This window comes from Microbacterium testaceum StLB037 (assembly GCF_000202635.1).
Classification (GTDB): Bacteria; Actinomycetota; Actinomycetes; order Actinomycetales; family Microbacteriaceae; genus Microbacterium; species Microbacterium testaceum_F.
On sequence record NC_015125.1, the window covers coordinates 3,413,174 to 3,426,994 of the forward strand.

Genomic DNA, 13,821 nt, shown 5'->3' on the forward strand with positions numbered 1-13,821 from the left:
GGCGTCGGACGCCACCCCGCGATAGGCTCGCGGGGTGGCGTCTTTCTCGTTCGGGGCGGGAAATGCGCGAAAACTCCGCCGTATTCCGCTCTACCTCGCGGGACGACTGCTCACCGCCCTGGTGCCGCGCTCGCGCGACCGGTGGGTGTTCGGCTGCGCGGTCGGCGTGACCGACGGCGCTCTCGCGCTGTGGAACGAGGCCCGGGCGCACGGCGAGCGGGCGACCTGGCTCGTCGCGGACGCGGATCAGCGGCGCGAGGCCGAGCGTCTCGGCATCCCGTGGGTCGAGAGAGACTCCCTCCGGGGACTGTGGGCGACGGCACGGGCGCGCGTCATCGTCGTCACGCACGGTTTCGGCGACGTGCACCGCTACGCCGTGACGGGCGCCTTCATCGTGCAGCTGTGGCACGGGATCCCGCTGAAGCGCATCGGCCTCGACTCGGCCGAGACGACGCGCGCCGGCTCGCCCCTGGCGCGTCGCGTGCTCGCGGTGCTGTACCGCCGGACGACCCGGCAGATCTCGCTCCTGCCCGCGGCATCCCACCTCGTCCGGGGCCGTCTCGAGACCGCGTTCGGCCTCCCCGACGCCCGTCTGCCGGTGACGGGCGAGCCCCGCGTCGACGTGCTCTCCCGCGGCCCGGCTGAGGAGAGACGTCTCGCGGCGCGCCGCGCGCTCGAGCGGGCGCTGGGTCGGCCGCCGGCCGACGCCCGCCTCGTGCTTTACGCGCCGACCTGGCGCGACGGAGAAGCGGATCCCGCGATTCCGGATGCGCGGGAGTGGGATGCCATCGCCGCCGCCCTCGATCGTCTCGACGCCACGCTGCTCGTGCGCTCGCACCCGCTCGGCGTCGGCGACTACGCACCGCCCATCCCGAATGCCCGCATCGCCCCGCTGGGCAGTGATGTCGTCGCGGACGTGACGCTGCTGCTCCCGGGCATCGACGTGCTCATCACGGACTACTCCTCGCTCGCGTTCGACGCGGCCCTCGTCCCGCTTCCGGTGCTGTTCTTCGCCCCCGACCTCGAGGCGTACGCCGCGCGGCGGGGGCTGTACGGAACGTATGCCGACGTGGCCGGCCCCGACCCCGCGCGGTCCTGGAACGACGTGCTCGAGCGGCTGGGCGGCATCCTGGACGATCCGACCGAGGCGCTCGACGCCTCGCGCCGTCGCAGCGCGGCGGTCCACGCGCACCGGGACGGCCGGAACACCGAGAGGGTCTACCGGGAGATCCTCCGTCGCCTCGGCCGCGAGGAACCCACCGATACCCGCGAGGGCGAGAGAAGGGCAGCGCGATGACCGACGCACGCTTCGTGGTCGACGGAAGCACCGCCGTGCTCGAGATCAGCGGAACGGGGCCCCGCCCGGCATCCGTCACCCTCATCGGGCGGCGTGCCCGCGTGAGCGCGCGGCTCCACGGCCGCGGACGTACCTGGCGTGCCGAGGTTCCCCTCCGGGCGGCGCGGTGGGGTGGCCCCGAGCTGCCTCTGCCGACGGGGGAGTACCGCCTGTCGATCGACGTGGGGGAGGCGACGGATGCCGTCGTCCCGCGCGCCCCGATCCCGCTGACCGTCCTCCCGGGGCTGCGGGCGGCGTGGACGGGATCGACGCTGCGGGTGGGGCCGCCGGTCGACCCGTCCTCCGATTCCGGCGAGGCCCAGACCGCCCTCGAGAAGCGTTACGCCGCTCACCGCGAACCGCTCGAGAATGCGGTGTTCTTCGAGAGCTTCTACGGTCGTAACGCGAGCTGCAATCCGCTTGCGATCGACCGCGAGCTCGCCCGGGTCGCTCCGGCCGTGACCCGGTACTGGAGCGTCGTCGATCTGTCCGTGCAGGTGCCGCCGGGCGCCGTGGCCCTCGTCGAGGGGAGCCCCGAGTGGTGGCGCGCGCGCAGCGCCGCCCGGTTGCTCGTCGTCAACGACTGGTTGCGCCGCCGCTTCGTCCGCCGTCGCGGTCAGACGGTGCTGCAGACCTGGCACGGGACGCCGCTGAAGCGCCTCGCGCTGCACCGACCGGGGTTCGACCCCCGGCGCGCGGTGGCCGTGGTGCGCGAGGCGCTCCGGTGGGATGTGCTCCTCGCCCAGAGCCCGTACGCCGCGCGCGTGCTGACCAAGGCGTACGCGTTCCTGCGCCGCCCGGTGTGGATCGAGGGCTACCCGCGCAACGACGTCCTGCACACCGACGACGGAGCGCGGACCCGTCGCGCCCTGGGGATCGGCGACGAGGAGCGTGTGCTGTTGTACGCCCCGACCTGGCGCGACGACCGGGACGCCATCGTCGACTTCGTCGACCCGACCACTCTGGCGCAAGCGACCGACTCCGTCGTGCTCGTCCGCGGGCACTCGCGAACGCTCCTGCCGGGCGAGGACGCACGCGGCCCGCGTGTCATCGACGTGACCGGGTATCCCGACACCGCGCGCCTGCTCGCCGTCGCCGATGCGCTCATCACCGACTACTCGTCGGTCATGTTCGACTTCAGCATCACGGGCAAGCCGATGTACTTCCTCGTCCCCGACCTCGAGCACTACCGCGGGGCGATGCGCGGGTTCTACTTCGACCTCCTCGATGCGGCCCCCGGTCCGGTCGTGCGGACGCAGGACGACCTCTCGCGGGCGATCGAGGAGATCGATCCGTCGATCTTCCGCGAACGCTACGAGCGATGGCAGCGGATCTTCAACGCCCGCGACGACGGACACGCCGCCGAGCGCGTGGTGGCCCGGATCCTGGACCAGGGCTTCGTCGAGCGCTAGGGGAGCGGGGTGTTGCGCCCGTCCAGGCGCGACGTGTCGACGGTGTCGCGCGCACCGCGTGCCACGCCCCAGAGGAATCCCGCGCCCCACGACAGGTGCATCGACGGCAGGACGGCGGCCGTCCAGGCGCGGTCGCGCCACCCGCGCCCGCCCCCGCGTCCGAGCGCGACCACGGTGACCAGCGCCGCGTAGGCGACGACGGGCAGGTGGACGAGGGATGCCACGGCGGACGGGCGTCCTCTCGAGCGCCGCCGTGTCTGCCAGAGGCCGGTGAGCGCGGAGGCGGCGACGGCGCCGACCAGGGCGGGAGGCGCGAAGAAGCGCAGGGAGTTGCGGCGCCCGTAGCGGCGGACGAGTTCGCCGCGCCAGGCACCCGTCGCGCGGAACTGGCGCACCAGGCGCGTCCAGCTCTCCCGTGGCCAGTAGACGACCGACAGTGTCGGATCGAACCAGACGCGGTACCCGGCGCGGCGCAGGCGCAGGTTGAGCTCCCAGTCCTCGCCCCGCCGGATCGAGGGATCGAAGCCGCCGACCTCGTCGAGGGCTGTGCGACGCATGACGCCCAGGTACGCCGACTCCGCCAGGCCCTCGGGCGCACCGCCGTGGTAGGCGCCGCCGCCGAGACCGGCGCGCGAGTTGTACGCGCGAGCGACCGCGCGCTGGAAGGGGGAGCGGCCATCGGCGCGCATCACCCCGCCGACGTTCGCGGCGCGCGTGCGCGCGAGGGTCGCGAGCGCGCGTCGGGCGTAGCCGGGGGAGAGCTCCGAATGCGCGTCGACGCGCACGACGGTGGGGAAACGGCTCGCGGCCAGAGCGAGATTCAGACCCACCGGGATGTCGGCATCCGGATTGTCCACGAGGACGATGCGCTCGTCGGCGGCGGCGAGCTCTCGCGCGATCGCGGTGGTGCCGTCGGTCGACGGGCCGAGGGCCAGCACGATCTCCACCGGCCCCGGGACGTCCTGCGCGAGGGTCGACGCAACGGCGCGGCGGAGGTATCGCTCCTCGTTCAGTACGGGCATGATGAAGCTCACGCCGGCGTCGTCGGGGGGAACGGGCGCGTCTCTTCCGCCGGGGGTCGGGAGCAGCATCCCTCGATCCTTTCACGCGGCACCTGGCCGGTACCCTGGAACGATGCCCCTCGCCCGCGATGCCCGACTCGCCGTCGGTCTGCTGCGGAAAGCCGTCGCCACGCGCACCGCACGGCGCGATCTGCACCGCGCTCTCGCGGAACGCGGGCCGCTCCCGGAGCGGACGTTCCGCATCGCGGTGTACTTCGCCGACGGGGCCGTGAACATGTACCAGATGCGCCAGTGGTACGCGCCGCTGCGCGAGCTCGCCGAGACGTGGCCGGTCGTCGTGATCAGCCGCGCGATCCGGGGTGCCGACGCCCTGTTGAAGGACGGCGAGTTGCCGGTGGCCTACGCGCCGACCGTGCGCGACGTCGAGCAGGTGCTGGCCGACCAGGACATCCGGCTCGTGTTCTACGTCAACCAGAACACCCGCAACTTCCAGATGTTCCGCTACGGCCGGCGGTGGCACGTGTTCATCAACCACGGCGAGTCCGACAAGATGTACATGACCACGAACCAGTTCAAGGCGTACGACTACGCCTTCGTCGCGGGAGACGCCGCGCGAGCCCGGCTCGGACGCGTGCTGTGGGACTACGACCTCGATCGGCGGACGTTCTCGATCGGTCGTCCCCAGGCCGATCAAGCGGCCGGGGAGCCTCCGTACCCCGCCGACGAGCGCACGGTGGTGCTGTACGCGCCGACGTGGGAGGGCGACCGCCCCTCGGCCCACTACGGCTCCATCCGGACACACGGCGAGGCCCTCGTGTCGGCGCTGCTCGCGACCGGGCGCCACCGTGTGGTCTACCGCCCGCATCCGCGCTCCGGGGTCGTCGATCCCGAGTACGGCGCGGCGAACGCGCGGATCGTCGCCGCCCTGGCCGCCGCGAACCGCGCCGATCCGGCTGCCCACCACGTCCACGACACGTCACCGGCGCTGGGGTGGCAGTTGCGGTCGGCCGATCTCGCGGTGCTCGACATCTCGGCGATGGTCTACGACCGGCTCGCGTTCGCTGCCCCGCTGCTCATCACGCGCCCGAGCGACCCGGAGGCCGAGGTCGACGAGACCGGCTACCTCTCCGCGTGCGAGTGGCTGGATGCCGAGTCCTCGGGCGACATCGTCGGCGAGGCCGATCGCGTGCTCGGTGACCCCGACGCGGTCGAGCGCCTGCACACGTGGGTGCGCCACTACTTCGGGGACACCACCCCCGGCGCGTCGACCGCGCGCTTCCGCGCCGCGGTGCAGGAGCTGATGGACCGGTGGGAGACCTGGCACGCCCGAGAGGGCGATCGCCCGGTCTAGTCGGCGGGGGCGAGGCGCCCGATCGCCGCCAGCGGGATGCCGAGCCAATCGGGCCGGTTGCGCGTCTCGTAGATCGCCTCGTAGACCGCTTTGTCGAGTTCGAACGCCGCGAGCAGGTCGCCGCCGCCCGGGATGCTGCCGCCGGTCGTCGCGGCGTAGCCGTCGAGGAACGCCTGCTGTGCGGCGATGACCCAGGCGCGGACGAGAGCGCCGTCGTCGTCCGAGATCGCCCCCGAGACGTAGTCGAACGAGCGGAGCATTCCCGCGACGTCGCGCACGGCGAGGTCGGGAAGCACCCGCTCCTCCATCGGTCGGAGGGGCTCACCCTCGAAGTCGAGGAGCACCCAGCCGTTGCTCGGCGTGTAGAGCACCTGCCCGAGGTGCAGGTCGCCGTGCACGCGCTGAAGGGCGGGCCATGCGTTCGCCGCGGCGCGCGCGTACACCTCGCGGATGCGGTCCACGTGGGGTGCCAGGGCGGGCACCTCGGTCATAGCGATGGCGAGCCGGCGTTCCCACGCGCCGACCACCGCAGCGCGATCGGCGGGCTCGGGCTCACGCGTGGGGAAGGCCGCGGCCAGGGCGACGTGCATGCGCGCCACCGCCTCGCCGAGCGCTCGGGCGGGCTCGCGGAAGTCGTCGTCGGCACCGGCGGCGTTGAGCGCCACCCGCCACGCGTCCTCGACCCCCTCGAAGAACTGCTGCGCGAACGCGAGCGAGCCCGTGATCGGCGTTCCTTCGGGCGAGGTCCACGTGCCGCGCACCTCGCCGATCGCGGCCGGGACGAACGTCGCTCCTGCGGCGGCGAGAGCCGTGGGCAGCTCGACGTCGGGGTTCACCCCTCCGTTGGCCTGTCGGAAGAGCTTGCAGATGACCGCGACGCCGTCCTCCTCCGGGCGGAAGATGATCGACGTGTTGGACTGCTCGCCGCTCAGCACCCGCGCGGTCGCGCGCGGGGCGGGAGCCCCGACCTGCGGGGAGGGGAGGGTGCGCGCGGCGAGACCGGGATCGCTCGACAGCGCGGTACCGGGAACCGTCACCGCGCGGTAGAGCAGATCGGTGAAGGCGTCGTCCGTGGTGGCATCCGCCCACACGGTGTCCTCCGACGCGGCACCGATGAGGCTCCCCGGGGGGACGCTTCCCGCCGGTCGCTCCGCCACCGGGACCTGGTAGACGACGGCCGGTTCCGCCGCGTCGTCGCGCACGAGCAGAAGCTGCGTCTGCGGTGCGGCCACCTCCCACGACGCGACCACGCTCAGCCGGGGGTCGCGTCCTTTGGTGCCGTACCAGCGCTGCCGCGGCATCCAGACCGCGAGGAGATCGAGGAGGTCGCCCATGCCGCGAGAGTAGCCCGACGAGACGATCGCCGCGCGGGTCTTGCGCCCGAGGTCCGCGGGATGAGAAGGGCTCAGGATGCCGCGTCGCCGGCGTCGTCGCCTTCGATCTGCGCGTTCTTCTTCCGGCGGGGCAGAGCCTTGCGGGCGATCGAGCCGGTCCGTCGGCCCGCTCCGCCCACGGCGCCGGCGATCGCGTCTCCGACGCGCTGCACGCCGTGAACGGCGGCGTGCTCGAGGCGCTCGGCCCCGGGGCGGGGCTCGACATCGGCGGGGAGGACGAGCGGGGGAGGGCCGAACGCACGGCGGGAGTTCACGAGCACCCGCCGGCCGAGGATGTGATTGCCGGCTCCGCCCACGACCGCACCCACCCCGAACGGGAGGGCTTTGCCCAACCACGACGCCCCGCCGCGCGCCGCGAACTGCCGCGCGAACGTCGTCTTGAGACGGTCGACGAGCGGACCGACGGCGGCGCGGGGAAGGGTTTTGGTGACGAGATCGCCCCAATAGGTGGAGCGGCTCGCCCCGCGCCCGGCCGCCTGCGCGGCCAACTGCGCGACGAGATCGGTGCCTTCTTTGCCCAGCATCAGCGTGAGGACGAGGGCGCGGGCGCGGTCGGGGTCGTCGATCGCGACACCGTGGACCTCGGCGACGGACTGCGCGTACAGCGCGGTCGCCTCGAGGAACCCGATGGTCTCGACGCCGCTGAGGGCGAGTGTGATCCCGGTGGTGATCCCCGGGACGACCGCGGTCGCGCCCACCGCTGCGCCGCCGGTCGTCACCGCGGTCAGGTAGCGGCGCTCGAGGATCCGCAGGATCTCCTGGGTGCCGGCATCCCGATGCCGGAGTCGGATGCTCCGCAGGTGCGCGAGCACGACGGGGCGCTGCACGGCCAACGCGCGGTCGAGCAGCCGGATGAAAGCGGGGTGCTCTTCGGACCCCACCGGCGGGAGGCCGCCCTTCCAGGGAGCGTCGTCGGACAGGGAGTGGATGCGATGCACCTTCTCAGCCATGTCGACATCCTCTCCCGGGACCTCGGGGGACGGGGGTGTCTTGACGCGTGGCGCGCGAACGCCCCGGCGTCGGATCAGACGAAGAGGTTGGCCCGCTCCAGGTCTTCGGCGAAGTCGACCTCGACGGCGTACAGGTCGGAGATGTCGAGCGGCTCGACGCGCACACCGTCGTGGATGATGGCGAGTTCGATGCCGCGCTCGAAGTAGTCCTGGTCGGCGACGCGCTGCAGCTGACGCATGAGCGCCTTCTTGTCTCGCGAGGAGATGTAGTTGATCCCGACCGCCTCGCCGACGCCGTCGTCGACGACCTTGGAGAGCTCCTTGACGAAGCCTTCGGCATCGACGGTGTACTTCACCTCTTCGTCACCGACGCTCGCGGTGTCGACGGTCACGAACGAGCGGTCTTCGTCGATGAGTTCCGCAGCGCGCCCCAACACGCGGGGGTCGAAGACGACGTCGCCGTTCATCCACAGCACACCGGAGCGCCCGGTCTTCGCGAGCGCGCGGAGGAGGCTCTTCGAAGTGTTCGTCTGGTCGTAGCGGTCGTTGTAGACGTAGTCGGCTGTGGGGAACGCATCGACGATCGTCTCGGCGCGATAGCCGACCACGGTGGTGACGCGCGCGTCGCGGCCGAACGCGGCACGGATGTTGTCGTGCTGCTGCTGCATGATGCTGCGGCCGTCGGCGAGCGGGGTGAGGGGTTTCGGCAGGCTGCGGCCGAGCCGCGAGCCCATGCCCGCAGCGAGAATCACGATCTGAACAGTCAAGGCTGGCTCCTGGGGGGATGAGTCGTCATGTCCGGTTCACCGGAATGTCACGCCTTTGTGTCCTGTCGATGCTAGCGAACGGCATACCGGGAATGGCATTATGCGCCCGACCGTTGCGGTTTCGTGATCGGGTACACCATCGCGCGTCCGCCGCCACCGCGTACGGCGGTGTCGGAGGGGCTTGCTAGTTTGGAGTGATGACAGCGTCGCTGCCGCAGCCCCAAGAATCGTCCGCCCCTCGGTCGGACGGCGATGCGGTGAGCGCCGATTCCACGCCCGAAACGCCTCCGACGCCGAAGCCGCGCACCCCGCGTGCTCCGCGGACGACGACCCCTCGGGCCCCTCGTGCCTCGACCTCGCGCACGCCGCGGAAGCCGGCCGCCACGACCGACACGCCGGAGACGGGCGAAACCAGTAGTGCACCGGTGACTCCGCGTCCGGCGAAGAAGCCCGCCGCCAAGAAACCGGCCGCTCCGCGGAAGCCCGCTGCTCCGCGCAAGCCGGCTGCTCCGCGAAAGCCCGCGGCATCCCGCCCGTCCGCGACCGGCGCGGCCCCCGAAGCCGTCTCCGCCCCCGCGGTTCCCGGCGACATCATCGTGCCGCCGCGCCCGCCTCTGCCGACCGCCGTCGAGACGCCGGCCGCGGGGGAGTCCGACCCCGAGACCACGCCGGTGCACGACGGCTCGAGCGATGATCTGACGGTGGCGGATGCCGCTGTCGAGGCGTCCGCGACCGGTGACACGACCGCGGATTCGGCGGAGGCCGGCGCGAGCGATCCCGTCGCCGGGCCGGACCTCGTGGTACCCGAGACGGAAGAAGACGGCGGCCCGGTCGGAGAGGCCGCGGACGCGGTCGATGCGGAGCCGGTCGAGGATCCCACGCCGCCGGATGCCGCTGTCGAGGAGCCCGCGGTCGAGGAGCCCGATGCCGAGGAGCCCGCGACCGAGCTGGTCGAGGACCTCACGCCGCCGGATGCCGCTGTCGAGGAGCCCGCGGTCGAAGAGCCCGCGGTCGAGCCGGTCGAGGACCTCACGCCGCCGGATGCCGCTGTCGAGGAGCCTGCGGTCGAGGAGCTTGCCGTCGAGGCGCCAGCGGTCGAGGGGGAGAGCGGCGCAGCTGATTCCCCGGCTGAGGTGCGCGACGACGAGCCTGTCGAGGACGCGGCCTCGGTCGAGGACCCTGCGCCTGTCGAGGGCGCGACGCCGGTCGAGGACGCCGCCTCCGGTGAGGACGCGACGCCGGTCGAGGACACGGCGCTGGCCCAGGACGCCGCGCCCCTCGAAGATCCGACGCCCGCCGATGCTCCGGTCGAGGAGTCGCCGGTGGAGGCCGACGCCGACGCTCCGAGCGAGGAGACCGCCGCGACCACCGCGGGGGCCGCGATCGGAGCCGCCGCGGTCGAGGGCAAGACCTCGGCGCACGCCGACGACGCGACCCCGGCGCTGACCCTGCGCAACGTGACCAAGACCTTCGGTGAGCTGCGCGCCGTCGACGGCATCGACCTGACGATCCCCGCCGGGTCCTTCTACGGGCTCGTGGGCCCGAACGGCGCGGGAAAGACCACGACGCTTTCGATCATCGCGGGACTCCTCCGGGCTGACGGCGGAACGGTCTCGATCAATGGAGTCGACGCCGCGAAGAACGCGCGCGCCGCGAAGAAGATGATCGGCGTGCTCCCGGATCGGCTGCGCACGTTCGATCGACTCACCGGTCGGCAGCTGCTGTCGTACTACGGCGCCCTGCGCGGCCTGCCCGCCGGCCTCGTCGAGAGCCGGTCCGCGGATCTCGCGCGCGCCTTCGACCTGGTGGACGCCCTCGCGCGTCCCGTGTCCGACTACTCCGCCGGTATGACGAAGAAGGTCATGCTGGCCGGGGCCATGATCCACTCTCCGCGGCTCCTCGTCCTCGACGAGCCCTTCGAGGCTGTCGACCCCGTCTCGAGCGCGGTCATCCTCGACATCCTCGGCGCGTACGTCGCGCACGGCGGAACGGTCATCTTGTCCAGCCACGGAATGGAACTGGTCGAGCGCGTGTGCTCTCGCGTGGCCGTCATCGTGTCGGGCCAGGTGCTCGCCGAAGGGACGGTCGACGAGGTGCGCGGCGAAGCGAGCCTCGAGCAGCGCTTCCTCGAGCTCGCGGGTGGTCTCGGCGACGTGGAGGGCCTGGAGTGGTTGCACACGTTCTCCGGCTGAGGCTGGCCATGATGCTCGGCGCCCTGCGGGGCGACCGGGACGATGTTCTTCGTCGGGTGGTCGGTCTCGTCGTGTTGATCGCCGGGACGATCTTCGCGGCCGTGAACGCGAGCGGTCTGGGCGAGGTCGACCGTCTCACCGCGGGCATCGTCACGGTTCTCGCGGGCTCCGCCATCACGCTCGGTTTCGCGGTCGGACCGCCGGTGACGGCCTCCGTGGACCCGCTCGACCCCCGCCGCTTCGCGGTCGTCGGCCCGGAGCCGCGGCCGCTCGCCGGTGCGCTGCTCCTCGCGGGGTTCCTGAGTGTTCCCGTCCTCGCCGTTCTCGTGCTCGCGATCAGTGTCGCGGTCGCCTGGAGCGAGCAGGGCGTCAGCGTCTTCGCGAGCGTCGCGTCGATCGTTCTCGGCCTCACCACGTGCGTGCTCCTGGCGCGCGTGAGCATGGCTCTCGGCACTCTGGTCAAGCGTCCCCGGCAGTCGCGCGAGCTCGCGGGCGTGTACCTCGTCGCCGTGCTGGTCGTCGTGGTCCCGGTGGCGGTCTTCCTCGGTTCCCTCGAGTGGCGGGGAACCGTACCCACGCAGCTGGTGTCCGCCGCCGAGGTGCTCGCCTGGACACCGGTGGGTGCCGCGTGGGGGATCGCCCTCGCCCCCACCCCGGGTGCCGCCGTCGGGAGCGCGGTCGTCGCCGTCGCCACGGTGGCGGTCCTCGCGGCGCTGTGGTTCGTCCTCGTGCGGATCCTGCTCACGACCACGCCGCGACCGGTCGCCGTGCGCGAGCGCGGTGGTCTCGGCTGGTTCGCCCTCCTCCCCGGGACGCCCGGGGGTGCTGTCGCCGCCCGCAGCCTCTCGTACTGGCTCCGCGACCGCCGTTACCTCGTGAACATCGTCATCGTGCCGATCGCCGCGGTGCTGTCGATGGTTCCGCTGGTCGTGGCCGGTGTGCCCATCGAGGTCGCGGCGCTTCTGCCCGTGCCGATCATGGCGCTCTTCTTCGGATGGCTTCCGCACAACGACCTCGCCTACGACTCCACCGCGCTGTGGATGCACATCGCGAGCGGGGTGCGCGGCTTGTCCGACCGCATCGGACGACTCGTTCCCGTGCTGCTGATCGGGCTTCCGATCCTGGCGGTCTCGATCCCACTCGCGATCGTCGCGCACGGGCGCTGGGCGTTCCTCCCCGTTCTGATCGGCGTCTGCGCTGCGCTGTTCCTCTCCGGGCTCGGCCTGTCCAGCATCTCGTCGGTGCTCGCGCCCTACCCCGTCTCGCGCCCCGGGGACAGCCCGTTCCAGCAGCCGCAGCGCACCGGCTCCGGCGGAGTTCTGGCCCAGGGTCTCGTCATGCTCGGCTCCCTATTGGCGGCGTCGCCCGCGCTGTGGTTCGCCGGTCACGCCCTGGCATCCGACAGCGAAGATGCCGTCGTCGCCCTGTGGGCCGGTCTCGCGGCCGGGGTGATCGTCCTCGTCGTCGGAGTCGCCGTCGGCGCCGCGGTCTTCGAGCGGCGCGGAACGCGCCTGATGGAGTTCGCGGAAGCGACCTGAGTGTCGGCCGTCCCGCAGAACCGGTCCGCCGGCTGCGCTCCGCGGCTACACTGGCTCACCATGAGCACGCCTCTCGACAGTCCTGACAGCGGGGGCCTTGCGACCCTGGATCGTGAGCTCGAGGAGCTCATCCGCGAAGAGAACATCGAGCCGGGTGACCACGAGCGCTTCTCGCACTACGTCAAGAAAGACAAGATCCTCGAGTCCGCCCTGACCGGCAAGCCGGTGCGCGCGTTGTGCGGCAAGAAGTGGACGCCGGGGCGCGACCCCGAGAAGTTCCCGGTGTGCCCTCAGTGCAAAGAGATCTACGAGTCCCTGACCAAGTAGTCGTCGCCGTGACGCGCCGGCGCGTCCGGTGCGGTGACGCGGCCCGTCGAGGCGACGTCCCCGTCGGCCCGCGCGTCAGCGGGCCGGAGTCGCCTCGCGGTACTCCGTCGCCAGCGCCGGGTCGGCCTTGCTGAGCGCGAGGGCGCGCATCGGAAGCTCTTCGCGCACGCGCGCGTGGTGGGCACGGGCGGCCTCGACGCCGGCAGGACCGAGGGCCGCGGCATCCGCCTCTCCGTCGATCATCAGCGTCGCCTGAAGGGCGCGGGCGTCGGGGTGTTCTGCGGCGGTCGAGAGTTCCTCGAAGCCGTCGCTCACGATGATCAGTTCCGAGGTCGCCGTACCCCCGTCGAGGGTGCGGAATGCGGCCTTGCGGCCTCCGTGCGACGCCTTCTGCGCCGACGCCTTCGCCACGCCCACCCAGGAGCCGTCGGCGGCCTCCCGAGCGACGAGCTTGAAGACCAGGCCCGCGGTGGGGACGCCGGAACCGGTGGAGACCGAGGTCCCGACGCCGTACGCGTCGACGGGGGATGCCGCCAGCGCGGCGAGAGCGTATTCGTCGAGGTCGCTCGTGACGGTGATCCGCGTGTTCGTCGCGCCGAGCTCGTCGAGCAGGGCGCGCACTTCGCCGGCGACGATCGGGAGGTCGCCCGAGTCGATGCGGACGCCGCCGAGCTCGGGGCCGGCGACGCGGACGGCGGTGCGGACGCCCTCGGCGATGTCGTAGGTGTCGATGAGCAAGGTGGTCCCGGTGCCGAGCGCGTCGATCTGCGAGCGGAACGCCTCCTCCTCGCTGTCGTGGAGCAGTGTCCACGCGTGCGCCGCGGTTCCCATCGTGGGGACGCCCCAGCGGCGGCCGGCCTCGAGGTTGCTCGTCGCCGAGAACCCGGCGATGTAGGCGGCCCGTGCGGCGGCGACCGCGGCCCCTTCGCTCGCGCGCCGTGAGCCCATCTCCGCCAAGGGCCGGTCTCCGGCGGCGACGCTCATGCGCGCTGCGGCGGTCGCGACGGCCGAGTCGTAGTTCAGGATGCTGAGTGCGAGGGTCTCGAGCACGACCGCGTCGGCGAAGGTCCCCTCGATCGTCAGCAGCGGGGAGCCCGGGAAGTACACCTCGCCCTCGCGGTACCCGGTGACCGAACCGGTGAAGCGGTAATCGGCGAGGTGGTCGAGGGTGGTGGCATCCACGATCCGGTTGTCACGCAGGTAGCGCAGTTCGCCGTCGCCGAAGCGGAAGTCCTGGATCGCCTCGAGGAGCCGACCCGTGCCCGCGACCACACCGAAACGGCGGCCGCCCGACAGTCGGCGTCCGAAGACCTCGAAAACGCAGCGGCGTTCCGCGGTGCCGTCGCGGAGCGCCGCGTCGAGCATCGTGAGTTCGTAGCGGTCGGTGAGCAGGGCGGTGCTACGCGTCATGGCGCCAGCCTATTGCGACCCCGCGCCCGCGCCGTGCCCACGCCGCGCCGTGCGAAACTCCTGAGTCTCGGGCCGCGAGGCCCACGGGCGGCCGGTGAAGTCGGCCCCACGCCCGATTTCTC

11 protein-coding genes are annotated in these 13,821 nt (G+C 72.3%); 6 read left to right on the plus strand and 5 right to left on the minus strand.

The genetic code is table 11. The annotated features are described in order from the left end of the window. Positions 1–34: 34 nt before the first annotated feature. Together MTES_RS15530 and MTES_RS15535 are read left to right on the plus strand one after the other, a co-directional pair. Positions 35–1,297, plus strand: a complete 1,263-nt coding sequence (locus MTES_RS15530; RefSeq protein ID WP_013586232.1) for a CDP-glycerol glycerophosphotransferase family protein — start codon at positions 35–37, stop codon at positions 1,295–1,297. Further along, entirely contained in the window at positions 1,294–2,748 is a 1,455-nt protein-coding gene (locus MTES_RS15535; protein ID WP_013586233.1) for a CDP-glycerol glycerophosphotransferase family protein, read from the plus strand. The genes MTES_RS15530 and MTES_RS15535 overlap by 4 nt, the downstream gene beginning before the upstream one ends. On the opposite strand, the gene MTES_RS15540 is transcribed toward MTES_RS15535, so the two are convergent. Beyond that, positions 2,745–3,839, minus strand: coding sequence for a glycosyltransferase family 2 protein (locus tag MTES_RS15540; RefSeq protein ID WP_013586234.1), 1,095 nt, complete (start codon positions 3,837–3,839; stop codon positions 2,745–2,747). The genes MTES_RS15535 and MTES_RS15540 overlap by 4 nt on opposite strands. 43 nt (positions 3,840–3,882) lie before the next feature. Here MTES_RS15540 and MTES_RS15545 point away from each other — a divergent pair, with 43 nt between their 5' ends. Continuing rightward, positions 3,883–5,121: a hypothetical protein gene (locus MTES_RS15545; protein ID WP_043361552.1), complete on the plus strand. Its 1,239-nt coding sequence runs from the start codon at positions 3,883–3,885 to the stop codon at positions 5,119–5,121. Here the strand turns inward: MTES_RS15545 and MTES_RS15550 are convergent. The 3 genes from MTES_RS15550 to MTES_RS15560 all read right to left on the minus strand — a co-directional run bounded on the left by MTES_RS15550 (position 5,118) and on the right by MTES_RS15560 (position 8,232). Further along, positions 5,118–6,455, minus strand: a complete 1,338-nt coding sequence (locus tag MTES_RS15550) for a maltokinase N-terminal cap-like domain-containing protein (RefSeq protein ID WP_013586236.1) — start codon at positions 6,453–6,455, stop codon at positions 5,118–5,120. The genes MTES_RS15545 and MTES_RS15550 overlap by 4 nt on opposite strands. A 71-nt stretch (positions 6,456–6,526) precedes the next feature. Continuing rightward, positions 6,527–7,465: a hypothetical protein gene (locus tag MTES_RS15555; RefSeq protein WP_013586237.1), complete on the minus strand. Its 939-nt coding sequence runs from the start codon at positions 7,463–7,465 to the stop codon at positions 6,527–6,529. Positions 7,466–7,539: 74 nt separating this feature from the next. Next, the gene (locus MTES_RS15560; RefSeq protein WP_013586238.1) at positions 7,540–8,232 is read right to left on the minus strand and encodes an NTP transferase domain-containing protein; all 693 of its coding nucleotides are present in this window, start codon (positions 8,230–8,232) and stop codon (positions 7,540–7,542) included. A gap of 425 nt (positions 8,233–8,657) precedes the next feature. On the opposite strand from MTES_RS15560, the gene MTES_RS19760 reads away from it, so the two are divergent. The 3 genes from MTES_RS19760 to MTES_RS15580 are packed head-to-tail and all read left to right on the plus strand — an operon-like array spanning position 8,658 to position 12,289. Then, positions 8,658–10,424, plus strand: a complete 1,767-nt coding sequence (locus MTES_RS19760; protein WP_013586239.1) for an ABC transporter ATP-binding protein — start codon at positions 8,658–8,660, stop codon at positions 10,422–10,424. 8 nt (positions 10,425–10,432) lie between these two features. After that, positions 10,433–11,962, plus strand: a complete 1,530-nt coding sequence (locus MTES_RS15575) for a hypothetical protein (RefSeq protein ID WP_231848098.1) — start codon at positions 10,433–10,435, stop codon at positions 11,960–11,962. 60 nt (positions 11,963–12,022) lie between these two features. Further along, positions 12,023–12,289, plus strand: coding sequence for a DUF3039 domain-containing protein (locus tag MTES_RS15580; protein ID WP_043363140.1), 267 nt, complete (start codon positions 12,023–12,025; stop codon positions 12,287–12,289). Between the two features lie 75 nt (positions 12,290–12,364). On the opposite strand, the gene MTES_RS15585 is transcribed toward MTES_RS15580, so the two are convergent. Then, positions 12,365–13,699 (minus strand): nicotinate phosphoribosyltransferase, encoded by a 1,335-nt coding sequence (locus tag MTES_RS15585; RefSeq protein WP_013586242.1) that lies wholly within the window; start codon positions 13,697–13,699, stop codon positions 12,365–12,367. Positions 13,700–13,821 lie beyond the last annotated feature (122 nt).

Coding starts and splice junctions, on each gene's coding strand:
- MTES_RS15535 (WP_013586233.1), top strand. CDS start 1,294: ATGACCGACGCACGCTTCGTGGTCGACGGAAGCACCGCCGTGCTCGAG.
- MTES_RS15540 (WP_013586234.1), bottom strand. CDS start 3,839: ATGCTGCTCCCGACCCCCGGCGGAAGAGACGCGCCCGTTCCCCCCGAC.
- MTES_RS15545 (WP_043361552.1), top strand. CDS start 3,883: ATGCCCCTCGCCCGCGATGCCCGACTCGCCGTCGGTCTGCTGCGGAAA.
- MTES_RS15550 (WP_013586236.1), bottom strand. CDS start 6,455: ATGGGCGACCTCCTCGATCTCCTCGCGGTCTGGATGCCGCGGCAGCGC.
- MTES_RS15555 (WP_013586237.1), bottom strand. CDS start 7,465: ATGGCTGAGAAGGTGCATCGCATCCACTCCCTGTCCGACGACGCTCCC.
- MTES_RS15575 (WP_231848098.1), top strand. CDS start 10,433: ATGATGCTCGGCGCCCTGCGGGGCGACCGGGACGATGTTCTTCGTCGG.
- MTES_RS15580 (WP_043363140.1), top strand. CDS start 12,023: ATGAGCACGCCTCTCGACAGTCCTGACAGCGGGGGCCTTGCGACCCTG.
- MTES_RS15585 (WP_013586242.1), bottom strand. CDS start 13,699: ATGACGCGTAGCACCGCCCTGCTCACCGACCGCTACGAACTCACGATG.